This window comes from Streptomyces sp. NPDC028928 (assembly GCF_055564915.1).
This window is the reverse complement of sequence record NZ_JBVHVI010000007.1, coordinates 32335-54583: the sequence shown is the minus strand read 5'-3', so window position 1 is coordinate 54583 and position 22249 is coordinate 32335. Positions and strand designations below refer to the sequence as shown.

The window sequence follows — 22249 nt, the reverse complement described above, 5'->3', positions numbered from 1 at the left end:
CGGCGCCCCAGTAGGTGTGGCTCTGCACACTGGCCGGATCCCGTCCCTGGAGGCTTGAGCCATGTCCCACCGTCCGCTCCCCGGCCGCCGCAGCGTGCTGCGCGGCTCGCTCGCCGCGTCGGCGGCTCTGACCCTGCCCGTGGGCCTCGGCGCGGCCCCGGCGTTCGCCCGCTCCGGACGCCCCGAGGCGGGCTGGGGCGTGCAGACCGGTGACGTGACCGCCGACTCCGGCCTGGTGTGGGTGCGTTCGGACCGGCCGGCCCGGATGATCGTGGAGACCTCGGCCACCGAGTCGTTCCGCAACCCGCGCCGATGGCACGGCCCGCTGCTGGGTGCCGGCACGGACTTCACCGGCACCACCCGGCTGCACGGCCTGCCCTCCGGCGAACAGATCCACTACCGGGTGCTGCTCGCCGACCCGGACGACCCGCGCCGCACCGGCGAGCCCGTGACCGGCACCTTCCGCACCGCCTCCCGGCGCCGCCGGGACGGGGTGCGCTTCCTGTGGTCGGGCGATCTGGCCGGCCAGGGCTGGGGCATCAACCCGGACCTCGGCGGCTACCGCATCTACGACGCCATGGCGAAGCTGGACCCGGACTTCTTCCTGTGCAGCGGCGACACCATCTACGCCGACGGACCGATCAGCGCCACCCAGGCGCTGCCCGGCGGCGGCACCTGGCGGAACATCACCACCGAGGAGAAGTCGAAGGTCGCCGAGACCCTCGCCGAGTACCGGGGCAACTTCCGCTACAACCTGCTCGACGCCAACCTGCGCCGGTTCAACGCCCAGGTGCCCTCGGTCGTCCAGTGGGACGACCACGAGGTGCGCAACAACTGGTACCCGGGCGAGGTGATCGCCTCGACCGACACCCGCTACACCGAGAAGAGCGTCGACGTCCTCGCGGCGCGCGCCCGGCGGGCGTTCAGCGAGTACGTCCCCCTCTCCACCCTGCGTCCGGGCGCGAAGGAGGGGCGGGTCCACCGGGTACTGCGCCAGGGGCCGCTGCTGGACGTGTTCGTGCTCGACATGCGCACCTACCGCAACGCCAACTCCCCCGACGACCAGACGACCGACCCGCAGGGCATCCTCGGCCGGGAGCAGTTGGAGTGGCTCAAGCGGGAGCTGGCCCGGTCGCGCGCGGTGTGGAAGGTGATCGCCGCCGACATGCCGCTCGGTCTCGTCGTACCGGACCCGACGGAGAGCAAGCCGAACTACGAGGCGGTGGCCCAGGGCGATCCGGGCGCGCCGCTCGGGCGGGAGCTGCAGATCGCCGAGCTGCTGCGGTTCGTCAAGCACCGGCGGATCACCGGCACGCTGTGGCTGACGGCGGACGTGCACCACACCTCCGCCCAGCACTACCAGCCCTCGCGGGCCGCGTTCACCGACTTCGAGCCGTTCTGGGAGTTCGTCTCCGGGCCGCTGAACGCCGGTGCCTTCCCGGCGAGCGCGCTGGACGGCACCTTCGGTCCGGAGCGGGTGTTCGTGAAGGCGCCGACCGCGTCGAACGTCTCGCCCGCGGGCGGCTACCAGTTCTTCGGCGAGGTCGACATCGACGGGGACAGCGGTGAGCTGACGGTACGGCTGCGGGAGCAGGACGGCACCGTGCTGTTCACGCAAGCGCTGCAGCCGGGCCGGGTCGGTCAGTGAGCACCGGCCAGGAAGCCGACCGGTCGACCGGTCGGCCATAGAAAGTGCAACAAATGGGACGGAGCATGCTTTACCCATCGGTCACAATCAGTTCGTGATCACGCAACACCGTTCCTCCACAGTGGCTGCATGACTCCAGAGATGCCTGATGTGAGCCGGGCGAGGCACGGACGGCCCGTGCACCACTGGCGGCGGGACGTCGTCGAACTCGCCGCGCTCTTCACCGCCGTGGCCGTCGCGGACGCGGTGGCGAACCTGATCGGGCACGGGCCGGACGGCCCGGCCCTGCTGGTGATCTCGGCCGTCGTGCTGGCCGCGACGGCGGGATTCCACGTGTGGTGGTCACGCCGCCACGGACACGCGCCGCCGGTGAGCGATACCGGTGCCCGGCCGACCGCGCGGACGCGGCCGGCCGGGCCGTCCGAGCAGCCCGCCGCCGACGAGGACGGCGCCTGCGAGGGCCCCGGCACGCTGTGGCGGATGCGGACGACGGTGAAGGACGAGCCGGGTTCGCTGGCCGCCCTGTGCGCGGCGCTCGCCGGGCGGCGGGTGGACATCCTGAGCCTGCAGACGCACCCGCTGGCCGACGGCACGGTGGACGAGTTCCTGCTGCGGGCGCCGGGCGCGCTCGCGGCGGCCGAGATCACCCGGGCGGTCGCACTGGCCGGGGGCACGGCCACCTGGATCGAGCGGGCCGACGCCCACGACCTGGTCGACGTGCCCACCCGGGTGCTCGGCCTGGCCGCCCGCACCGCCCTCGACGCCTCCGAACTCCCGCTGGCGCTGCGCCAGTTGCTGGGCCGCTGCACGATCCGGTCGCTGCCCGGCACACCGGCCGGCGGCGGCCGCGGTCCGGCACCGGTGCCGGTCGAGGGCGTGCTGGAGGACACCGTGATGCGGCTGCCGGCGCCCGAGGGCGGTGTGCTCACCGTGGAGCGGCCGTACCTTCCGTTCACCCCCGCCGAGTTCGCCCGCGCCCGGGCGCTGGTGGAGCTGGACGGCCGGCTCGGGCCGCGGATCCCCGACGGTCAGGACGTACTGACCCTGCCCGAGGGCAACGACATCACCGTGCGCCGGGTGGACACCGGGGACCTGGCCGCGGCCCGGGCGATGCACGACCGGTGCTCGCCGCACACCCTCGGCATGCGCTACCACGGCCCGGTCGGCGACGCGGACCGCTATCTGAACCACCTGCTCAGCCCCCGATTCGGCCGGACGCTGGCCGCGCAGACCGCCTCCGGCAGGATCGTCGGCCTCGGGCATCTGCTGTGGGACGGCGACGAGACCGAGGTCGCGCTGCTCGTCGAGGACGAGTGGCAGCGGCGGGGCGTCGGCGGCGAGCTGCTCGGCCGGCTGGTGGCGATGGCGGCGGAGGCCGGCTGCGCGAGTGTGTACGCCGTGACCAAGGCGTCCAACACCGGCATGGTCTCCGCCATGCGCGGCCTCGGCCTGCCGCTGGACTACCAGGTGGAGGAGGGCACGCTGGTGATCACGGCCCGGCTGGACGCGGCACCGGTGACCACCGCGCCTCGCCCGGCCTGAGTCCGGGGTCCCCACGCCGGTCGGGCAGTGGGTGAGGTGCCGGGCCCCGTGGGGCCCCGCCCCCTCAGCGCACCGCCTCCCGCAGCGGTGCCACCTGCCGTTCCCGCACACCCCCCAGGGCCTGGTCCAGGTCGGCCCACAGGTCGTCCACGTCCTCCAGGCCCACCGACAGCCGCAGCAGACGGTCGCTCACGCCCGCCCCGCGCCGGTCCTCGGCGTCCACGATGCGGTGGCTGATCGACGCGGGATGCTGGATGAGCGTGTCGACGCTGCCCAGGCTCACCGCGGGGGTGACCAGCCGGACCCGGGAGATCACCTCGTGCGGGTCGCCGTGCACCTCGAAGGCGATCATCGCGCCGCCGAGCCGCGGATAGCGCACCCGGGCCACGCGCGGGTCGGCGGCGAGCCGGCGGGCCAGCTCGGCGGCGTTCGCGGAGGCGGCCCGGACCCGCACCGGGAGCGTGGACAGGCCGCGCAGCAGCAGATAACCCGCCAGCGGATGCAGGACTCCCCCGGTGGCGAACCGTATCTGCCGCAGCCGGCCCGCGAACTCCTCGTCGCAGGCGACCACCCCGGCCAGCACATCGCCATGACCGCCGAGGTACTTGGTGGCGCTGTGCAGCACCATCCGGGCACCCTGCTCCGCCGGGCGCTGGAGCACGGGCGTGGCGAAGGTGTTGTCGGCGAGCAGCGGGACCGAGCCGCAGGCGTGGGCGATCGCCCGCAGGTCGAGTTCGGCGAGGGTCGGGTTGGCCGGGGACTCGACCATCACCAGGCCGGTGTCCGGGCGCAGCGCGTCGGCGACGCCGGCCGGGTCGGTCCAGGTGACCTCCGTACCGAGCAGCCCGGCGGTGAGCAGGTGGTCGCTGCAGCCGTACAGGGGCCGTACCGCGACCACGTGGCGCAGGCCCGTCGCGGACCGGGCGAGGAGGACGGCGCTGAGCGCGGCCATGCCGCTGGCGAAGGCGACCGCGGACTCGGTGCCCTCCAGGCGGGCGAGCGCGGTCTCGAAGCGGGCGACGGTCGGGTTGCCGAGGCGACCGTAGACGGGCGGCCCCACCGGGTCGGCGCCGTCGGTGGCGAAGGCGTCGATGCGGGCGGCCTCGGCGCGGCTGTCGTAGGAGGGATAGGTGGTGGACAGGTCGATCGGCGGGGCGTGCAGGCCCTGGCGGGCGAGGTCGTCACGGCCGGCGTGCACGGCCTCGGTGGCCAGGGCTCTCGGTGCGGTGCGTACGCTGCCGTAGGCACTCGGGCTCGCTGTGTCCATGGCCGGAAGGGTGAACATCGAACGGTTCCCGGGGATCGAACACCGTGCTACGTTCGGCCAGTGGCCGAATCCGTCGTACTGGATCCGGTGGATCTGCATCTGTTGCGGCTGTTGCAGAACGACGCCCGGATCACCTACCGCGACCTCGCCGCCCAGGTGGGCGTGGCGCCGTCGACCTGTCTGGACCGGGTGACCCGGCTGCGCCGCTCGGGCGTGATCCTCGGCCACCGGCTGCAGCTGGATCCGGCCAAGCTCGGGCGCGGCCTCCAGGCGCTGCTGTCGGTGCAGGTACGGCCGCACCGGCGGGAGCTGGTGGGTCCGTTCGTGGAGCGGATCCGGGCGCTGCCGGAGGCACGGACGGTGTTCCATCTGACCGGGCCCGACGACTACCTGGTGCACGTGGCCGTCGCGGACATGGCCGATCTGCAACGGCTGGTGCTGGACGAGTTCACGGCGCGGCGCGAGGTGGCCCGGGTGGAGACCCGGCTGATCTTCCAGCAGTGGGAGTGCGGGCCGCTGCTGCCGCCCGGCCACGCCCAGAGCTGAATCCCGGCAAACCCGGGTGACGTGGTGATCCTCCGCGTACGAGGATGGGCCGCATGTCTGAGACCCAGATCCCGCTGCCCCGTCAGGTCGCCGACGCCTATGTGGACGACCTCATCGCCCTCGACCCGGTCACCGGTACGTACCTCGGTGTGAAGGAGAGTTCGAGCAGGCTCCCGGACTACTCGCCGGCCGGTCAGGAGGCCCTGGCGGAGCTGGCGCGCGCCACCCTGGCCAAGCTCGACGAGGCGGAACGGCAGCCCGGTGCGGACAGTGACGTGGAGCGGCGCTGCGGGCGGCTGCTGCGGGAGCGGCTGACGGCCGAACTCGCCGTGCACGACGCGGAGGAGCACCTGCGCCGGATCGGCAACATGGACACGCCCGGCCACGCGGTCCGGGAGATCTTCACGGTCACCCCGGCGGACACGGAGGAGGACTGGGCGGCGATCGCGGAGCGGCTGCGCGCGGTGCCGGGCGCGCTCGCGGGCTACCGCGCGTCCCTCGAACTCGGCCTGGAGCGCAAGCTGTTCGCGGCGCCCCGGCCGACGGCGACCTTCATCGGCCAGCTCACCGAGTGGACGGACACGGACGGCGAGGGGCGCGGCTGGTACGAGGACTTCGCCGCCGCGGGCCCCGAGGCGCTGCGCACCGAGCTGGACGAGGCCGCGCGGACCGCGACCGCCGCCCTGGTGGAGCTGCGGGACTGGCTGCGGGACGTGTACGCGCCGGCGATCGAGGGCGCACCGAACGTGGTGGGCCGGGAGCGGTACGCGCGCTGGGCCCGCTACTTCAACGGCACCGACCTGGACCTGGACGAGGCGTACGCGTACGGCTGGGCGGAGTTCCACCGCATCCTCGGCGAGATGCGGAAGGAGGCGGAGAAGATCCTGCCCGGCGCACAGACGCCGTGGGTGGCGCTCGCGCATCTGGACGAGCACGGCCGGCACATCGAGGGCGTGGACGAGGTCCGGGAGTGGCTCCAGGGCCTGATGGACAAGGCGATCCAGGAACTGGACGGCACCCACTTCGACCTCGCCGAGCGGGTGCGGAGGGTGGAGTCCTGCATCGCCCCGCCCGGCGGCGCCGCGGCCCCCTACTACACGCCCCCGTCGGAGGACTTCTCCCGGCCGGGCCGCACCTGGCTGCCCACGATGGGCCTGACCCGCTTCCCCGTCTACGACCTCCTGTCGACCTGGTACCACGAGGGCGTGCCCGGCCACCACCTCCAGCTCGCGCAGTGGGCGCACGTGGCGGAGAACCTCTCCCGCTACCAGGCGACGATCGGCGGGGTCAGCGCCAACGCGGAGGGCTGGGCGCTGTACGCGGAGCGGCTGATGGACGAGCTGGGCTACCTCACGGACCCGGAGGAGCGGCTCGGCTACCTGGACGCGCAGATGATGCGGGCGGCCCGGGTGATCGTGGACATCGGCATGCACCTGGAACTGGAGATCCCGGCGGACTCGCCGTTCCACCCCGGTGAGCGGTGGACGCCGGAGCTGGCGGAGGAGTTCTTCGGCCTGCACAGCAGCCGGCCGGCGGACTACGTGGAGAGCGAGCTGACCCGGTACCTGACGATCCCGGGCCAGGCGATCGGCTACAAGCTCGGTGAGCGGGCGTGGCTGCTGGGCCGGGAGAAGGCCCGCGAGCGGCACGGCGACGCGTTCGACCTGAAGGCCTGGCACATGGCGGCCCTGTCCCAGGGTTCGCTGGGCCTGGACGACCTGGTGGACGAGCTGTCCCGGCTCTGACCGCAGTCGGGGATGCCAGGACGTCCACCGGGCCGGCGCCGACGGCGTTCACCGTGCTCCCGCGTCCGGCGAGCGCCGTCGACCGGGAGCGGGTGACGGAGGCGAGGGCGCCCTCCTGGAGGGCGTGGGCGTTCCCGCCCGGCATGCCGCCGCCGAGGTCCTGGCCGCAGGTCGTCTGCGTGACCGGTTCCGGCCCGTCTGCCCGGTCCGGTGACGCATGCGGTACGACCGCGCAGGGGCAGCGGGCGGCGCGCAGTTGGCGTGGACACTCCCCTTCGGGAGGGCGGAGCCGGGGGCGGGAGCGCGATTCCGGTCGGCCGTACGGGCGCCCTCCGCTGGCGTGGGCGGGGCGCAGGCGGCTAGCTGGTGCCGGGGGCCGATGCGGAAGGCGGGCCGGCATGCAGGAGACGGGGACGGGGCGGCAGGCACTTCGGACACCATGGGCCGCCGGCCTGGCCGGAGTGCTCTTCGCGTTGCTCCTGGCGGCGGCGATGGTCCTGGTCAGGCTGGGGATCCCGGAGGGGGTCGACGATGCCGCCGCTCGGGGGTTCACGGACGCCACGCGGCGGAGCGCGCTGCGGGCGGCCCTGGCGCTGGTGCCGTTCGCCGGGATCTTCTTCCTGTGGTTCATCGGCGTGATCCGCGCGCACGTCGGCGCGGGCGAGGACAAGTTCCTCGCCACCGTCTTCCTGGGCAGCGGGCTGGTCTTCACCGCCACGATGTTCGGCGCCGCCGCTGCGGCGAGCGCCGTGCTCGTCGTGGACCATCCCGCCGGCCTGCCACCGGTACCCGGCACCTGGGACTTCGGCCGCCACTTCGCGTTCACGCTGATGACGGAGTACGCCCTGCGGATGGCGGCCGTCTTCGTGTCCTCCCTGTCGGTCATCGGCCGCCGCCTCAGGGTCCTGCCGCGCTGGCTCGCGATCGTCGGCTTCCTCACCGCCCTCACGCTGCTGTTCGTCTCCTCGTACGTGCCCTGGGCGGAACTCGTCTTTCCCGCGTGGTCACTGCTGCTCAGCGTGCACATCCTGACGGTGGGCCGCCGCGACCGGAGCCGGCCGGCTCCCGTGTAGGTCCGTCGGCCGCTCACTCGTTCGGCGTGCCCGGCGCGCGGGCGACCCGGCCGCGCTCGCATGCTGGCGTGCGGGGGGACGACCGCCGCCCGCGCGAGCCGCGTGGGACGGCCGGACCTGGCCATCGGAAGGGCGGAGCGTCGATGCGGATCGTCGTCGATCTCAACAAGTGTCAGGGGTACGCGCAGTGCGCGTTCCTCGCGCCCGACGTCTTCGCCATGCACGGCGAGGAGTCGCTGATCTACAACCCGCGCGCGGACGAGGAGCAGCGGGAGCGGCTGGCGCGTGCCGTCGCCGCGTGCCCGGTGCAGGCGATCACCGCCGACGGACTGGACCGCGTGGGCGAGGTCCGGGAGGCGTCCGATGGCCGCTGACTACGTGGAGTGGCTCCGGCGCGAGGGCCGGATCGTGATCGTCGGCGCCTCGCTGGCCGGCCTGCGGGCCGCCGAGACGCTGCGCGCCGAGGGCTTCGCCGGTGAACTGACTCTGATCGGGGACGAGCCGTACGAGCCGTACGACCGTCCGCCGCTGTCCAAGTCCGTCCTGCTGGGCATGGCGTCACCGCACCACACCGAGCTGCCCCACCGCCGGGAGATCGACGCCAAGTGGCGCCTCGGCGTCGCGGCGACCGGTCTCGACCTGACGGCCAAGCGGGTGCGGCTGGCCGACGGGGACGAGGTGGAGTACGACCGGCTGCTCATCGCGACCGGGGTGCGCGCCCGGCCGTGGCTGAAGCCGGAGGAGGCCCGGCTGGACGGCGTCTGCCTGCTGCGCACCCGTGAGGACGCGGCCGACCTGTGCCGGCGGCTGAAAGCGGGGCCGCGCCGGGTGTTCGTCATCGGTGCCGGGTTCGCCGGTTCGGAGGTGGCCTCGGCGTGCCGGGAGATGAACCTGCCGGTCACCGTCGCGGAACGCGCGGGCGCGCCGCTGGTGGGCGCGCTCGGCGGGGTCATCGGCGCGGTCGCCGCCGACCTGCAGACGGAGAACGGCGTGGATCTGCGCACCCATGTCACGGTGACCGCGCTGGAGGGTGACACGGCCGGCCGGGTGCGGGCCGTCCACCTGTCCGACGAGAGCGTGGTCGAGGCGGACGTGGTCGTGGTCTCGCTGGGGTCGCTGCGGAACACCGAGTGGCTGGAGGGGTCGGGACTGGGCGCCGGGCCCCGGGGCGTCGCCTGTGACGCGGGCTGCCGGGCCTTCGACTTCCGGGGCATCGTGACGGACGACGTGTTCGTGGCGGGGGATGTGGCGCGCTCCCCGCACGCGCTCTTCGGCTACCAGTTCCTGTCGCTGGAGCACTGGGGCAATGCCGTCGCCCAGGCGGAGACCGCGGCGCACAACATGATCTGCCACGGCGCCGACCGGCGCCCGCACCTGTGGATGCCCGCCTTCTGGTCCTCGATGTTCGGCGTGAACATCAAGTCGGTCGGGGTGCCGCCCATGGGCGAGCAGCTCATGGTGACGCAGGGCTCGCTGGCCGAGCGCCGGTTCGCCGCCGTCTACGGGTACCAGGACCGGATCGTGGCCGCCGTGACGTTCGACAACACACGGTGGCTGGAGTTCTACCAGCGGCAGATCGAGCGCGGCGCGCCGTTCCCGGTGGAGTACCCGACGATGGACCGGCGGCCCGAGGGCCGGCAACCGGTGGACGCCCGGTTCCCGGACCCGTCCCTGCCGACCCACGGCCCCATGGTGACCCTCAGCGGTTACTCGCCGGCCGACCAGCAGCTGGTCTTCCACCCCGCCCGCCACTGACCGCCGCCGACGGCCTCGACGCTCCAAGGACCCGCCATGCCGCACGCCTCGATGATGCGCCAGATCACCGACTTCGCGAACCGCGCCAACCCCTATCCGGTGTACGAGGAACTCCGCAGGACACCGGTGCTCCGCGAGGAGGAGGACGGCCCTTACCTCATCAGTTCGTACTACGACATCAAGGCGCTCCTCCACGATCCGCGGATCAGCTCCGACGCCGCCAACCTGGCCGCCGCCGGGGACGACGCGCTGGACCAGGCGGAGGAGACGGGCGGGCTGCCGCCGTCCTTCCTGCGCCTCGACCCGCCCGAGCACGACCGGCTGCGGCGGATCGCCAACAGCGCCTTCGGGCCGCCGCACCGGCCGCGGCGGATCGAGAACATACGGGGCCAGATGCGGGAGATCGTCACCGAGCTGATCGACGGTTTCGGGGACGCCCGGCAGATCGACCTGGTCGACCAGTTCGCCTACCCGTTCCCGGTGACGGTGATCTGCCGGCTGCTCGGGGTGCCCCGGGAGGACGAGCCGAAGTTCCGCACCTGGGTCGATCCGCTGGTGGCGAGCCTCGACCCCGGCACCGGCCAGGACGACGCCGAGTACCAGAAGACGGCGCGGGAAGCCCGTATGCAGCTGGGCATGTACCTGGCGGGGCTGGTCGAGGAGCGGGCCAAGGAGCCGCGGGACGACATGCTGTCCGACCTGGTGAACAGCCGGGGCCCGGACGGTGCCATGACGATGATGGAGGTGCTCAGCACCTCCGTGCTGCTGCTGATCGCCGGTCACGAGACGACGGTCAACCTGATCACCAACGGCATGCTCACCCTGCTGCGCCACCCGGAGTACCTGCGGCGGCTGCGCGAGGACCCGGGTCTGTCGGTCAACATCGTGGAGGAGCTGCTGCGGTACGAACCGCCGGTGCAGCTCGTGCCGCAGCGCACCTGTATCACCGACATCGAGGTGCGCGGGGTGACCATCCCCAAGGGCTCGCGGATCTGGCTGGTGCTGGCGGCGGGCAACCGTGACCCGGAGCGCTTCGCGGACCCCGAGCGGTTCGACCCGGACCGCGGGGACATCCAGCACCTCGGTTTCGGCAGCGGCATCCACAGCTGCTTCGGTGCTCCGCTGGCCCGGCTGGAGACCCAGATCGCGCTGTCCGAGCTGGCCCGGCGGCTGGAGAGTCCCCGGCTGGTCGAGGATCCGCCGCCCTACCGGCAGAACGCGGTGCTGCGCGGCCCCCGGCATCTGGGGGTCGCCTTCGAGGGGCTGCGCTGAGCACGCCGTTCGCTCATCGCGTCATCCCGTGACGTGACGTCACTGCGTGACTTCCGCCGGCAGCACCACACAGACCTCGTACCCGCCGTCGCGCGTCGGGCCCGAGGTCATGGTGCCGCCGAGGAGTTCGGCGCGCTGGCGCAGACCGATCAGGCCGTGATGCGCGCCGGGCAGCGGGAGGGGCGGCTGGGTCGGCGCCGTGTTGGTGACCCGGACGCGGACGGAACCGTCGGCGTGCAGCAGGTCGATGCGCGCGGTGGCGCCGGGAGCGTGTTTGCGCGTGTTGGTCAGGGCCTCCTGGACCGTGCGGTAGACCGCGCGCTGGACGGTGGCCGGAAGGCCTTCGGGCAGATCCATGGTCAGCTCGGTCTCGATGCCGCTGCTGTCGGCCAGCCGCTGGATGTCGGTGAGCGCCGGCTGCGGGGTCAGTTCCGTGGGCTGGCCGCCGGAGGCACGCAGGACCCCGACCATGTGGCGCAGCTCGTCCAGCGTCTGCACGCTCAGCCGCCGGATCGTCGCCGCCGCGTCCTTGGTGTCCTTGTCGCGCGCGCCGACCTGGAGTGCTCCGGCGCGTACGGCGATCAGGCTGACCTGGTGGGAGACGACGTCGTGCATCTCCCGCGCCAGCTGGGCGCGCTCCCTGGCCAGGACGGCCTGGGCCGTCAGCAGCTGCTGGTGGTCACGGGCCTCGGAGATCTCGGTCAGTCTCAGGGACAGATCGCGCCGGGTCCGCACGAGCTGCCCGAGGAAGACGGCGGCGGCGGCGGTGGCGGCGCTGTAGCCGAACGCGATCAGCCTTCGGGTGTCGGTCAGATCGAGGTCCGGTGCCGGCAGGGACAGCTGGTCGCTGAGCGCGAAGGCCGGGACGCACAGGAACAGCAGCGCCCCCGGGCGGCTGAGCGAGGCAAGCGTGTACAGGGCGGCCAGGCAGGCGACGACCGCGTCGGAGAGCAGGACGGCGGGGAGGGTGAGGAGGAAGGTGAGCAGCGGCAGCCACCGGCGCAGCAGCAGCACCACGGCGGCGGCCAGGCCGCTGGCCATCCGCAACGGCTCGTCGATGTCCCAGTGGGCCCACACGTCGAGCAGGGCCATGGACACCGCCACGCCGTCCAGCACCAGCGGGGGCGGGCGGCGGGTCATCCGGTCTCCTGCGTGAGGAGCCCGGCCCGCTGGGCGAAGAGGGCGGCCTGGACCCTGCCGCTGACCTCCAGCTTGGTGAGGATCGCGCTGACGTGGTCCTTGACCGTGCCGGTGCTCAGGTGCATGCGGGACGCGATGTCGGCGTTGGACAGGCCCTCGGCGATGAGGACGAGCACCTCGCGCTCGCGGCCGGTCAGCCGGTCGAGGGCCTTCGGCGGGCGTTCCTGCGGTCCGGCGCTCAGATAGCCGTCCACCACGGTGCGCGTGACCTTGGGCGCCAGCACCGTGCCGCCGCGGGCCAGGCTGTGCACCGCCAGCGGCAGCGCCTCGGGGTCGGTGTCCTTGAGGAGGAATCCGGCGGCGCCGGAGCGCAGTGCCGTCTCCACGTACTCGTCCATGTCGAACGTGGTGAGCATGGCCACCACGGGAGGCTGCGGCAGCCGGCGGATGTCCCCGAGGACCGTGAGCCCGTCGACGTCCGGCATCCGGATGTCCAGCAGCACGACGTCGGGGCGCTGCTCGCGCACCGCCCGCAGGGCCTGGCCGCCGGACACCGCCCCGACGACCTCGATGCCGTCGGCCGCGGCGAGGATGCGCTGGAAGCCCGTGCGGATCAGGGCTTCGTCGTCGACCACCAGTACCCGGATCACGTGTGCTCCAGCCTCTAGGGCATCACTGTCCGATTCGTACCATGCCCGGGGCGGCTTCGCCGCCGGGCGCGGTACGCACGGGCGCCCTGACCCCGGGTGCCGTGATCAGGCGATCGCGGGCCGCCGTGTGGCGGGCATGGTCAGCACCGCGACGGTCGCCGAGCCGTCGGCGGGCTGCCGGCGCTGCGGGACCGTGAGCCGGCCGAGCCGGGTGCTCCACAGGCCGTCGCGCAGCGTCAGCGTGACCACGCAGGAGGGCGGCACCTCCATCCGGCGGAACGTGCGGGCGGGCAGGGACAGGGCGTGGACCAGGGCGGCTCTGATCACGGACGCCTCGGTGATCGCGAGGACGGGTCCCGTGCCGGCGGGCAGGGCGCCCAGCCAGGCGGCCGTGCGACGGCAGAGCGCGCGGACGGACTCGCCGCCGTGCGGTGCGGCGTCGGGATCGGTCAGCCAGACGGAGAGGCCGTGGGGGTCCTCCGCCGCGATGTCCTCGACGGTCCGGCCGTCCCAGGTGCCGTGGTCCAGGTCGCGCAGGGCGTTCTCGGGCAGGGCCTCGATCCCGAGGGCCTCAGCGGTCTGGGCGCAGCGGGCGGAGGGGCCCCGGAGGGCCGGCAGGTACGGCGGGAGGGTCGCTTTCACGGCTGCCAGCTCACGCCGGCGGCGCTCGGTCAGGGCACCGTCCCCGAAGACCCGGTCAGGGCCGCTGTCCGCGGCGGTCGCGCAGAGCATCGTCAGTCGCACCGTCACCGTCGACCTCCCTCTCCGAGGTTTCCCCTTGCACACCACATCCCAGGGAAGGTGCCCCTTCAACCTCCGGCAGGTGGCCGGATCACCCCCGCCGGTCGGCGGGTTCCTCACCGGTCTGCGGGTTCCTCGCCGGTCTGCGGCCGGAGCATGGCCAGGTCGCACTGGTACCAGGTACCCGGCTCACCGCCGAGGTCGGCGGGGTCGGCCGGTCCGATCGGGACGAACCCGGACTTGGTGAGCACCCTGTGGGAGGCGGCGTTGCGGTGGGTGGTGGCCGCCCGCAGGGCGCGCAGTCCGTGCCGCTGTGCGGCCAGGCGGCACAGCTCCCGGACGGCCTCGGTGGCCACCCCCCGGCCGGCGACGTGCTGGGCGACCCGGTAGCCGAGTTCCGCCGTGTGGTGATCGATGTTGACCAGGTTGAACCGTCCGTGTACCGATCCGTCCTCGGCGAGGAGCACGTAGAAGGCGCAGACGCCGGCCTCCTGCTCGGCCAGCAGGGCGTTGTACCGGTCGGTGAACCGGTCGAAGTACTCGTCGCCGCGGTCGGAGACCGAGGCGGCGAAGTAGGACCGGTTGGACAGCTCGAAGTCCAGGACCGCGGGGGCATGGCTGGCGTGCAGCCGCTTCAGCTCGGGCACTGCCCGACTGTACCCGGACGGGGTGCCGAGCCCACCTCGGTTCCCCCGGGCGACCGAGTACGGCGCGCCCCGGGGGCGTGGGTCAGCAGCCGCAGTCTCCGTCGACGGGCGCGGTCAGCGGGTCGGCGTCCCGGCGCGCCGGGCCCTGCCAGGTGTCGTAGGCGAAGCCCTCGCGCGCCCAGTACTCGAAGCCGCCGAGCATCTCCTTGACCTGGTAGCCGAGTTCGGCTAGGGCGAGGGCGGCGCGGGTGGCGCCGTTGCAGCCGGGGCCCCAGCAGTACGTCACCACGGGCACGTTCTTGTCGAGGAGCTGTTCGGCCTGCTCGGGGATGAGCGCGGTCGGCAGGTGGACCGCGCCGGGGACGTGGCCCTGGTCCCAGGACTCGGTGGAGCGGGAGTCGACCACGACGAACCCGGGGTCGCCGCCGGCCGCCAGCGCGGCGGCGACGTCGGAGACGTCGGCGTGGAAGGCGAGGCTCGCGCGGAAGTAGGCGGCGGCCTCGGCGGGAGCGGCGGGGGCGACGCGCAGGACGGGGTTCTCGGAAGCCGTGTTGATCATGACGGAGAATCTACGGTCCGCGGACCGCGCCCTGAAGGGCAGATCCCCGGGCTTTCCCTTGCCCGGCCGGGGATTCCCCTGCTATCCATCCGGGATGACCGTGTATTCCCCGGACGCCACCGACTGGCGCATCCTCGAAGTCCTCCAGCGCGACGGACGGGCCAGCTACGCCGAGCTGGCGCGCGCCGTGTCCATGTCGCCGAGCGCCGTCACCGAGCGGGTCCGGCGGCTGGAGGAGGCGGGCGTCATCCAGGGGTACGCGGCGGTGGTCGATCCCGAGCGGCTGGGCCTGCCGATCCTGGCGTTCGTACGGCTGCGCTATCCGAACGGCAACTACAAGCCGTTCCACGACCTGGTCGCGGCGACGCCGGAGATCCTGGAGGCGCACCACGTCACGGGCGACGACTGCTTCGTCATCAAGGTCACCGCGCGGTCGATGTCCCATCTGGAGGAGGTCTCGGGGAAGATCGGCGCGCTCGGCTCGGTGACCACCAGCGTGGTGTACTCGTCCCCGCTGGCCCGCCGGCCGCTGGGCCGCTAGGGGGTTTCGCTCGGATCAGGGCGGACCCGGGCGACCCGGACGACACCCCCTGGCACCGGTACGGCGTCAGGCCACGCCCCGCTGCCGCAGCGCCGAGCCCGATCTGCCCTTGACCACCTCCAGCTGGGCGTGGATCCGGCGGCGCAGGTCGGGGACATGGCTGACGATGCCGACGCTGCGGTCCCGTTCGCGCAGGCTGTCCAGGACGTCCAGGACCTCGTCCAGGGTCTGGTCGTCCAGGCTGCCGAAGCCCTCGTCGATGAAGAGGGTGTCCAGCCGGACGCCGCCCGCCTCGTCGGTGACGACGTCGGCGAGGCCGAGGGCCAGGGCGAGGGAGGCGAAGAAGGTCTCGCCGCCGGACAGGGTGGCGGTGTCCCGTTCCCGTCCGGTCCAGGCGTCGACCACGTGGAGCCCGAGCCCGCTGCGTCCGCGCCCGGTGCGGTCGTCGGAGTGGACCAGGGTGTAGCGGCCGGACGACATGCGCTGGAGGCGGACGGTCGCGGCGGCGGCGACCTGTTCGAGCCGGGCCGCCAGGACGTACGACTCCAGGCGCATCCGGCGTTCGTTGTCGGCGGAGGTGCCCGCGGTGAGGGCGGCGAGCCGGGCCACCCGGTCGTACTCCTCGCGCAGCGGGCCCAGCCGGCGTACGGCGTCGGCGGCCCGGGCCGAGAGGCGGTCCAGCTCGGTGCAGCAGCGGGCGGCGGCATCGCGCGCGGAGGCGGCCTCGCGCAGCCGGCGTTCCGCTGCGGTCGCCGTGCGCTCGGCCGCGGCCGGGTCGGCGGCCGGCTGCTGGGCGGCCGCGGCGGTGCCGGGCTCGGCGAGCACCGCGCGGACGGCGGCCTCCTCCTGCTGCCAGGCGTCGAGGCGGTGCTGCAGCTCGCGGTGGGCGGCGGGGTCCAGGAGGGCCGCCGCTGCGGCCTGCGGGGTGTCGAAGCCGGCCCGGTAGGCGGCGTCGGCGAGCCGGGCGTCGGCGTCCTTCAGCCGCTGGGCGGCGTCCTCGGCGGCGCGCACGGCGTCGGCGGCTTCGGTGAGCCGTGCCGCCCGCCGCTCCAGCTGCGCGGCGCGCGCGGCCACGCTGTCGGCGCCGCCCCGCGCCTGCTCCAACTCCGTTTCCAGTGAGGCCTGTTCGCGCTCCAGGGTCTCCCGCCGGGTCAGCCGGGAGGCGGCCCGTACGGCGGCCTGCTGGCGGTCGGCGAGCCGCTGTTCGCGTTCCTGCTCGGCCCGCCGCAGCTCCTGCTGGACGGCGTGCAGGGCGGAGGCCTCGTGGCGGGCGCGGGCGTACTCCTGCTCCAGGTGCTCCGCCTCGGTGGCGAGTCGGGCGGTGGGGGTGTCACCGGCCTCGGCGGTGGCGGCGGCGAGGGCCTCGCGGACCGCGCCGAGGCGCTGCTCGTCCTCGGTGTGCTGTTCCTCGGCCCGCTGGTAGGCGGCGAGGGCGCGGTCCTCGGTCTCGCGGTCGACGTGTCCGGCGACCTTGCGGGCGGGGGCGGGGTGGTCGGTGGCTCCGCAGACCGCGCAGGGCTCGCCGTCGGTGAGGTGGGCGGCGAGTTCGGCGGCGATGCCGTTCAGCCGCTGTTCCTTGAGATCGAGCCAGTGGGTGCGGGCGTCGAGGGCGCGCTGCCGGGAGGCCTGCGCGCGCTGCCCGGCCTGGTCGAGGTCGGCGGCGAGCCGGTCGCGGGTGCGGGCCGCGTCGAGCCGCCGCCGCATGGGTTCGCGCTGGACGGCGAGCTGTTCGGCGCGGGTGGCGGCCTCCTGGGCGGTGTCGACGCGGGTCTGGAGGGCCGCCCGGGTGGTGTCCCAGTCGGCGAGCCAGGCCTCTGCCTCGCGGAGCACGTCGTCGTCGGCGCGTTCCTGCCGGTCGAGTCCGGTGCGTTCCTCGGCGAGTTCGGCGAGCCGCCGTTCGGCGCGCCGGGCCGCGTCCAGGCCGCCCAGTTCCTCGGCGGCGCGGCGGGCGGCGGCGGCGAGTCCGCTCGCGCCGGCGTCGGCGTAGGCGTCGGGGAGCAGCGCACGCGCGTGTGCCTCGGCGGCCGCGGCCCGGCGGTGTTCCCTCTCGGTCTCCTCGCGCAGCTCCAGCGCGGGCGCGACGGCCTCCGCCTTGCGGGCCCGCTCCATGCGCTCCTGGTTCTCCCGGTGTGCGCCGGCCCGCTCCTGGAGGCGCTCGGCGCGCTGCCGGGCCTCGGCGAACCTGCTCTGCAGCCGGGCGAGTTCGCGCGTCTCCTCCAGGGCGCGCCGGGCCTCGGCGTGGGCGGACTCGGCGGCCGAGAGCCGGCAGTGGGCGACGGTGAGGCGTTCCCGGGCGGTGCTGCGGGCGACGGCGGCGGCGCCGAGGACGGCCTCGGCCAGGCCCGGATCACCGGGGGCCAGCTCGGGCAGCTCCATGGCGTCGCCGGCCTCCTGCTGCATGCGGTGGGCGTCGGCGAGCAGGGCCGTGTCGCCCTCGCGCACGCGTGCCTCGGTGGCCCGGCGGCGTTCGGCGAGGCGTTTCTCGACGTCGGCGAAGCGCTGGGTGTCGAAGAGGCGGCCGAGGAGCCGGCCGCGGGCCTCGGCGTCGGCGCGCAGGAAGCGGGCGAAGTCGCCCTGGGGCAGCAGGACGACCTGGCAGAACTGCTCGCGGCTCATGCCGAGCAGCTGCTCGACCTCGGTGCCGATCTCCTGGTGGGAACGGCTGAGGTCCTTCCAGGCGCCGGCCTGGGCGTCGTACTCGCGCAGCCAGGTCTGGGCCTTGTCGACCGTCATGCCCCTGCCGCGCAGCTTGGGCCGCTCCCACGGGGGCTGCCGGGTGATCTCCAGCCGGCGGCCGGCGACGGTGAGTTCGAGGCGGACCTCGGTGCGGGTGCCCGGCTGGGCGTGGTCGCTGCGCAGGTTCATGCCCTGGCTGCTCTGCCGGGCACCGGGGACGGTGCCGTAGAGGGCGTAGCAGACGGCGTCCAGGACGGAGGTCTTGCCGGCGCCGGTGGGGCCGTGCAGCAGGAACAGGCCGGCGGCGGAGAGCGCGTCGAAGTCGACGGTCTGGGCGCCGCCGAAGGGCCCGAAGGCGGTGATGTCGAGCCGGTGCAGCCTCACCGGGCCACCTCCCGCACGGCGTCGTCGGCGCGCACGGCGTCGAACGCCTCGCGCAGCACGGCCGCCTCCCGCTCGTCGGGTGCCGCGCCGCGCACATGGGCGACGAAGTCCTGGGCGATCTGCTGGTCGCTGCGGCCCGCGAGGCGCCGGGAGTACGACACCCCGGGCTCCTCGGGGGCGCGGTCGGGGGCGAAGACCAGGCTGAGGGTGTGCGGGAAGCGCTCCGTGAGCCGGGCCATGGGGTCGGCCGGGCGGACGGGGTCGGTGAGGGTGGCCTCGACCCAGGCGTCCTCGTGGCGGGTCAGCCCGGGGTCGGCGAGGAGGTCGTCCAGGGTGCCGCGGAGACGGGCGAGCGGGCGGGGCACCGGGCAGTCGACGCGTTCGGCGGTGACCGAGCCGTGCGCGTCCAGGTCGACCAGCCACATGCTCTTGCGGTGGCCGGCCTCGGAGAAGGAGTAGGCGAGCGGCGAGCCGGAGTAGCGCACGCGGTCGGTGATGGTCTGGCAGCCGTGCAGATGTCCGAGCGCCACATAGTCGACGCCGTCGAAGACTCCGGCCGGTACGGCCGCCACTCCCCCGACGGTGATGTCCCGCTCGCTGTCGCTGGCCTGGCCGCCGGTGACGAAGGCGTGGGCGAGGACGACGGAACGCGTGCCCGGCGCGCGCGTGGCGAGGTCGGCGCGGACCCGGTCCATGGCGGCGCCGAGCACGGTCTCGTGGCCGGCCCTGTCGACGCCGAACTCGTCCTTCACCAGGGCCGGTTCGAGGTACGGCAGGCCGTAGAAGGCGACATCGCCGTGGGCGTCCCGGAGCATCACGGGGGTGCCTGCGGCGGACGGCTCGGTGCGCAGGTGGATGCCCGCGCGGCCGATGAGTCCGGCGCCGACGCCGAGACGGCGGGCCGAGTCGTGGTTGCCGGAGATCATCACCGTGGGCACGCCGAGGTCCGCGAGGCGGTGCAGCGCGGTGTCGAACAGCTCGACCGCGGCGAGCGGCGGCACCGCCCGGTCGTACACATCGCCCGACACGACCACCGCGTCCACCTCGCGCTCACGCACGGTGGTGACGAGGTGACCGATGAACTCGGCCTGGGCCCCGAGCAGGTTCACCCGGTGGAAGGCCCGGCCGAGGTGCCAGTCGGACGTGTGCAGCAGTCTCATGAGCCCCGAGACTAACGGCCGGGTCTGACATCACGGGCGGTTGCGCCCGTATCAGCCCGTCATCACCCCGACCTCACAGGGTCGTTATGCCCGATTCGCGGCAATCGTCAGGCGTCGCCGTAGGCTTCACCGCCGAGTTCGAAGCCGGCCGTGCCCGCCGTCACATCGGCGAGCCAGGCGCGGAAGGCGTCCACGTCGGCGTCCGGCAGGCCGATCTCGATGGTGACGGCCTCGCCGTAGCGGACGTTCCGCACCTCGCGTCCGGTGGCGCGCAGGTCGTTCTGGACCTTGCCCGCGCGCTGGTGGTCGACGGTCACCGTGGCCAGCCGGAAGCGGCGCCGGGTGATCGTGCCGAGCGCGTCTAGGGCCTCGCCGACCGAGCCGCCGTAGGCGCGGATCAGTCCGCCCGCGCCGAGCTTGACGCCGCCGTAGTAGCGGGTGACGACCGCGACGACGTACCGCATGTCGCGGCGCAGCAGCATCTGCAGCATGGGCACGCCGGCGGTGCCGCCCGGCTCGCCGTCGTCGCTGGCCTTCTGCACGGAGGCGTCGGCGCCGATGACGTAGGCCCAGCAGTTGTGGGTGGCGTCGGCGTGCTCCTTGCGCACGGCGGCGATGAAGTCCTGGGCCTCCTGCTCGGTGGCGGCCGGGGCGAGGGCGCACAGGAAGCGGGAGCGGTTGATCTCGGTCTCGTGCACGCCCGCGCGGGCGACTGTGCGGTACTCGTCCTGCATCCCGCCAGCCTATGCGAGCGCCGGGAGACCCTCGCTCAGCTCTTCTTCTTCCCGCGCGGGACCGTGAACGAGGTGAGCAGGGCGCCGCCCGGGGCGAGGTCCGGCCAGCCGGTGCCGTGCCAGGTGAGCACGGCGATCGCGGCGGTGGGGAACTTCGCGCGCACCCGCTCCAGCGTGTCGTCGAGGCCGTCCGCGGCCAGCGCCGGCACCAGCTCCTCCAGGCCCGGGTTGTGCCCGACCAGCAGCAGCGTCCGCACCTCGGCCGGCACCTCGTGCACCACCTCCAGCAGCTCCCGTACGCCCGCCGCGTACAGCCGCCGGTCGTAGCGCACCGGCGGCGGAGTGGCCCACTCGGCGGAGGCCAGCTCCCAGGTGCGGCGGGCTCGTACGGCGGTGGAGCACAGGGCGAGGTCGGGCAGGGTGCCGGCGGCGAGGGTGCGTCCGGCGGCCGGGGCGTCGCGCAGCCCGCGCGGCGCGAGGGGCCTGCTGTGGTCCTCGACACCCTCGGGCCACGCGGACTTCGCGTGCCGCAGCACCACCAGCCGGCGCAGCGGGCCGGTGCCCGCCGGCCGGTTCACGCCGGGCTCCCGATGTCGCGCGCGAGGTCGAGGGCGAGCAGGCGGTCGGCGTAGGCGTACGTCTCGAAGCGGGCGCCGTCCGGGATGCCGGGCGCGCTCTCCGCGTCGCGCAGGACACCGAGGACCGCGGGCAGGTCCAGGTCGTCCTCCCAGGCGGCGCGCAGCCGGTCCCGCACCTCGGCGGGCACCGGCCGCGAGGGCCGCCGGGCCCAGCCGGCGACGGCCCGGCGCCACCGGGCGAGGCTCCGCGCCGCGTCGTCCAGCGCGGCCGGGTCCAGCCGCGCGGGTTCACTCCGCGGGACGGCGAGCAGGGCGAGACGGAGGACGGAGGGGTCGGAGAGGAGCAGCGGGAGCGGGGAGGGAGGAGCGGGGGCCGCGGGCGGGTCGGGGACGACACCGGGACCGGGACGCTCACCGGCACCCTCACGTGCACCCGCATCGGCACCGGCACCCTCACGTGCACCCTCACGTGCACCCGCCTCGGCACCGGCACCGGCACCGGCACCGGGCGCACCTTCCGTGTCCCCACCGGTCACGGCCCCGGTCCGCGCAACCGGCTCCCCGCCGGCACCGGCACCCCGTCTCTCCTCCGCCTCGCCACCGGCACCCGGTCTCTCCCCCGCCTCCCCACCGACGCCCCGGCCCCCCGTCGCACCCCGCTCGCCCCCCGGAGTCCACTGCGCCGGAGCGACCGAAACCACCGGTCCCTCGCCGAGTGCGTCCTCGGCACCCCGTTGGGCCACGTGGATGACCTGGGCCTCGCCCAGCCCGGAGGCGAGGTCGCGGTCGTCCTCGAAGGGGCGGACGGCGAGGCGGGTGGCGGCGGTGCGCAGTTCGGGCCGGTCGCGGGGGGCCGTGAGGATCGTCCAGACCGGGGTACCGCCCAGTTCCAGGGCGCGGACGAGCAGGTCGGCGGTGAGCAGCACCCGCAGGCCCGTCGGGTCGAGGCCGGAGGCGTGGGCCTCGATGCGGGTCAGGCCGCGACGGGCGGGCGCGGCGGGGACGGGCTCACCGGTTCTGGCGTCGAGGATGCGCAGCACGGGGCGAGCGTAGGCGGACCGGCGGCCTTATGCAGCGGCTCGCACCGATTCCGGACAGCGTGCCGGGTACGGCGGGAATCCGGACCCGCCGCGACGATGTTGCCCGGACACCCTGTTCCCCGCAGCCCGAGGAGGCGGCCGATGTACGGCGACGAAACGACTGTCCGCAGGATCCTGACCGAGCTGGGCGACACCTGGGCGGTGGTCGGCCTGTCCTCGAACCAGCGCCGGGCCGCCTACGGGGTGGCGCGGGTGCTCCAGCGGTTCGGCAAGCGGATCGTGCCGGTGCACCCGAAGGCCGAGACGGTGCACGGGGAGCGCGGCTACGCCTCCCTCGCGGACATCCCCTTCGACGTGGACGTGGTCGACGTCTTCGTGAACGGCGAGCTGGCCGGCGCGGTGGCGGACGAGGCGGTGGCGAAGGGCGCGCGGGCGGTCTGGTTCCAGCTGGGGGTCGTCGACGAGGCGGCGTACGAGCGGACCCGGGCGGCGGGTCTGGAGATGGTCATGGACCGGTGCCCGGCGATCGAAATTCCCCTGCTGAACTAGCC

The 22249-nt window shown here is 74.2% G+C and carries 20 protein-coding genes and 1 pseudogene; 10 read left to right on the top strand and 11 right to left on the bottom strand.

Annotation, left to right across the window (positions count from 1 at the left end; genetic code table 11):
• The first annotated feature begins 61 nt into the window (after nt 1-61).
• On the top strand, nt 62-1648 hold the full coding sequence (locus tag ACZ4U1_RS18035; protein ID WP_467904288.1) for an alkaline phosphatase D family protein: 1587 nt from the start codon (nt 62-64) through the stop codon (nt 1646-1648).
• 129 nt (nt 1649-1777) lie between these two features.
• On the top strand, nt 1778-3190 hold the full coding sequence (locus tag ACZ4U1_RS18030) for a GNAT family N-acetyltransferase (protein ID WP_467904286.1): 1413 nt from the start codon (nt 1778-1780) through the stop codon (nt 3188-3190).
• A gap of 64 nt (nt 3191-3254) precedes the next feature.
• On the opposite strand, the gene ACZ4U1_RS18025 is transcribed toward ACZ4U1_RS18030, so the two are convergent.
• Entirely contained in the window at nt 3255-4457 is a 1203-nt protein-coding gene (locus ACZ4U1_RS18025; RefSeq protein ID WP_467904285.1) for a trans-sulfuration enzyme family protein, read from the bottom strand.
• A gap of 60 nt (nt 4458-4517) precedes the next feature.
• On the opposite strand from ACZ4U1_RS18025, the gene ACZ4U1_RS18020 reads away from it, so the two are divergent.
• The 6 genes from ACZ4U1_RS18020 (at nt 4518) to ACZ4U1_RS17995 (ending at nt 10848) form a co-directional block, all read left to right on the top strand.
• A complete protein-coding gene (locus ACZ4U1_RS18020; RefSeq protein WP_467904283.1) occupies nt 4518-5003 on the top strand; it encodes an Lrp/AsnC family transcriptional regulator in 486 nt (161 codons plus the stop codon).
• Nucleotides 5004-5056: 53 nt separating this feature from the next.
• Nucleotides 5057-6748, top strand: coding sequence for a DUF885 domain-containing protein (locus tag ACZ4U1_RS18015; protein ID WP_467904281.1), 1692 nt, complete (start codon nt 5057-5059; stop codon nt 6746-6748).
• 398 nt (nt 6749-7146) lie between these two features.
• Nucleotides 7147-7821, top strand: a complete 675-nt coding sequence (locus ACZ4U1_RS18010) for a hypothetical protein (protein WP_467904279.1) — start codon at nt 7147-7149, stop codon at nt 7819-7821.
• Nucleotides 7822-7964: 143 nt separating this feature from the next.
• Nucleotides 7965-8195 carry a ferredoxin gene (locus ACZ4U1_RS18005; protein WP_467904278.1) on the top strand — a complete coding sequence of 77 codons (231 nt, stop codon included), beginning with the start codon at nt 7965-7967 and terminating at the stop codon, nt 8193-8195.
• Nucleotides 8185-9576, top strand: coding sequence for an NAD(P)/FAD-dependent oxidoreductase (locus ACZ4U1_RS18000; protein WP_467904276.1), 1392 nt, complete (start codon nt 8185-8187; stop codon nt 9574-9576). Before ACZ4U1_RS18005 ends, ACZ4U1_RS18000 begins: the two co-directional genes overlap by 11 nt.
• 36 nt (nt 9577-9612) lie before the next feature.
• Entirely contained in the window at nt 9613-10848 is a 1236-nt protein-coding gene (locus ACZ4U1_RS17995; protein ID WP_467904274.1) for a cytochrome P450, read from the top strand.
• 39 nt (nt 10849-10887) lie between these two features.
• Here the strand turns inward: ACZ4U1_RS17995 and ACZ4U1_RS17990 are convergent, their stop codons facing one another.
• The 5 genes from ACZ4U1_RS17990 to ACZ4U1_RS17970 form a co-directional block, all read right to left on the bottom strand.
• The gene (locus ACZ4U1_RS17990) at nt 10888-11988 is read right to left on the bottom strand and encodes a sensor histidine kinase (RefSeq protein ID WP_467904272.1); all 1101 of its coding nucleotides are present in this window, start codon (nt 11986-11988) and stop codon (nt 10888-10890) included.
• The gene (locus ACZ4U1_RS17985) at nt 11985-12638 is read right to left on the bottom strand and encodes a response regulator (protein ID WP_467904271.1); all 654 of its coding nucleotides are present in this window, start codon (nt 12636-12638) and stop codon (nt 11985-11987) included. Before ACZ4U1_RS17985 ends, ACZ4U1_RS17990 begins: the two co-directional genes overlap by 4 nt.
• 105 nt (nt 12639-12743) lie before the next feature.
• The gene (locus tag ACZ4U1_RS17980; RefSeq protein ID WP_467904269.1) at nt 12744-13388 is read right to left on the bottom strand and encodes a histidine phosphatase family protein; all 645 of its coding nucleotides are present in this window, start codon (nt 13386-13388) and stop codon (nt 12744-12746) included.
• Between the two features lie 107 nt (nt 13389-13495).
• Nucleotides 13496-14026, bottom strand: a complete 531-nt coding sequence (locus ACZ4U1_RS17975) for a GNAT family N-acetyltransferase (protein WP_467904267.1) — start codon at nt 14024-14026, stop codon at nt 13496-13498.
• An 82-nt stretch (nt 14027-14108) separates the two neighbouring features.
• Nucleotides 14109-14585 (bottom strand): rhodanese-like domain-containing protein, encoded by a 477-nt coding sequence (locus ACZ4U1_RS17970; RefSeq protein WP_467904265.1) that lies wholly within the window; start codon nt 14583-14585, stop codon nt 14109-14111.
• 94 nt (nt 14586-14679) lie between these two features.
• Between ACZ4U1_RS17970 and ACZ4U1_RS17965 the strand changes: the two genes are divergently transcribed.
• Nucleotides 14680-15126 (top strand): Lrp/AsnC family transcriptional regulator, encoded by a 447-nt coding sequence (locus ACZ4U1_RS17965; protein ID WP_388327845.1) that lies wholly within the window; start codon nt 14680-14682, stop codon nt 15124-15126.
• A gap of 66 nt (nt 15127-15192) precedes the next feature.
• Here ACZ4U1_RS17965 and ACZ4U1_RS17960 read toward each other — a convergent pair whose 3' ends face one another.
• The 5 genes and pseudogenes from ACZ4U1_RS17960 to ACZ4U1_RS17940 form a co-directional block, all read right to left on the bottom strand.
• On the bottom strand, nt 15193-18186 hold the full coding sequence (locus ACZ4U1_RS17960) for an AAA family ATPase (RefSeq protein WP_467904264.1): 2994 nt from the start codon (nt 18184-18186) through the stop codon (nt 15193-15195).
• Nucleotides 18183-19346 (bottom strand): exonuclease SbcCD subunit D, encoded by a 1164-nt coding sequence (locus ACZ4U1_RS17955; RefSeq protein ID WP_467904262.1) that lies wholly within the window; start codon nt 19344-19346, stop codon nt 18183-18185. The genes ACZ4U1_RS17960 and ACZ4U1_RS17955 overlap by 4 nt, the downstream gene beginning before the upstream one ends.
• Nucleotides 19347-19453: 107 nt before the next feature.
• Entirely contained in the window at nt 19454-20080 is a 627-nt protein-coding gene (locus ACZ4U1_RS17950) for a YigZ family protein (RefSeq protein ID WP_467904260.1), read from the bottom strand.
• A 35-nt stretch (nt 20081-20115) separates the two neighbouring features.
• Complete coding sequence (locus tag ACZ4U1_RS17945) at nt 20116-20658, bottom strand: SixA phosphatase family protein (RefSeq protein WP_467904258.1); 543 nt, start codon at nt 20656-20658, stop codon at nt 20116-20118.
• A gap of 674 nt (nt 20659-21332) precedes the next feature.
• Nucleotides 21333-21698, bottom strand: a pseudogene (locus tag ACZ4U1_RS17940) (hypothetical protein); the annotation flags it as partial.
• A gap of 141 nt (nt 21699-21839) precedes the next feature.
• Between ACZ4U1_RS17940 and ACZ4U1_RS17935 the strand changes: the two are divergent.
• On the top strand, nt 21840-22247 hold the full coding sequence (locus ACZ4U1_RS17935) for a CoA-binding protein (RefSeq protein ID WP_467904256.1): 408 nt from the start codon (nt 21840-21842) through the stop codon (nt 22245-22247).
• Nucleotides 22248-22249 lie beyond the last annotated feature (2 nt).

What these genes read in the sequence shown, in the direction of transcription:
- ACZ4U1_RS18035 (WP_467904288.1), top strand. Translation starts at nt 62, where the DNA reads ATGTCCCACCGTCCGCTCCCCGGCCGCCGCAGCGTGCTGCGCGGCTCG.
- ACZ4U1_RS18030 (WP_467904286.1), top strand. Translation starts at nt 1,778, where the DNA reads ATGACTCCAGAGATGCCTGATGTGAGCCGGGCGAGGCACGGACGGCCC.
- ACZ4U1_RS18025 (WP_467904285.1), bottom strand. Translation starts at nt 4,457, where the DNA reads ATGGACACAGCGAGCCCGAGTGCCTACGGCAGCGTACGCACCGCACCG.
- ACZ4U1_RS18015 (WP_467904281.1), top strand. Translation starts at nt 5,057, where the DNA reads ATGTCTGAGACCCAGATCCCGCTGCCCCGTCAGGTCGCCGACGCCTAT.
- ACZ4U1_RS18010 (WP_467904279.1), top strand. Translation starts at nt 7,147, where the DNA reads ATGCAGGAGACGGGGACGGGGCGGCAGGCACTTCGGACACCATGGGCC.
- ACZ4U1_RS18005 (WP_467904278.1), top strand. Translation starts at nt 7,965, where the DNA reads ATGCGGATCGTCGTCGATCTCAACAAGTGTCAGGGGTACGCGCAGTGC.
- ACZ4U1_RS18000 (WP_467904276.1), top strand. Translation starts at nt 8,185, where the DNA reads ATGGCCGCTGACTACGTGGAGTGGCTCCGGCGCGAGGGCCGGATCGTG.
- ACZ4U1_RS17995 (WP_467904274.1), top strand. Translation starts at nt 9,613, where the DNA reads ATGCCGCACGCCTCGATGATGCGCCAGATCACCGACTTCGCGAACCGC.
- ACZ4U1_RS17990 (WP_467904272.1), bottom strand. Translation starts at nt 11,988, where the DNA reads ATGACCCGCCGCCCGCCCCCGCTGGTGCTGGACGGCGTGGCGGTGTCC.
- ACZ4U1_RS17970 (WP_467904265.1), bottom strand. Translation starts at nt 14,585, where the DNA reads ATGATCAACACGGCTTCCGAGAACCCCGTCCTGCGCGTCGCCCCCGCC.
- ACZ4U1_RS17965 (WP_388327845.1), top strand. Translation starts at nt 14,680, where the DNA reads ATGACCGTGTATTCCCCGGACGCCACCGACTGGCGCATCCTCGAAGTC.
- ACZ4U1_RS17955 (WP_467904262.1), bottom strand. Translation starts at nt 19,346, where the DNA reads ATGAGACTGCTGCACACGTCCGACTGGCACCTCGGCCGGGCCTTCCAC.
- ACZ4U1_RS17950 (WP_467904260.1), bottom strand. Translation starts at nt 20,080, where the DNA reads ATGCAGGACGAGTACCGCACAGTCGCCCGCGCGGGCGTGCACGAGACC.
- ACZ4U1_RS17935 (WP_467904256.1), top strand. Translation starts at nt 21,840, where the DNA reads ATGTACGGCGACGAAACGACTGTCCGCAGGATCCTGACCGAGCTGGGC.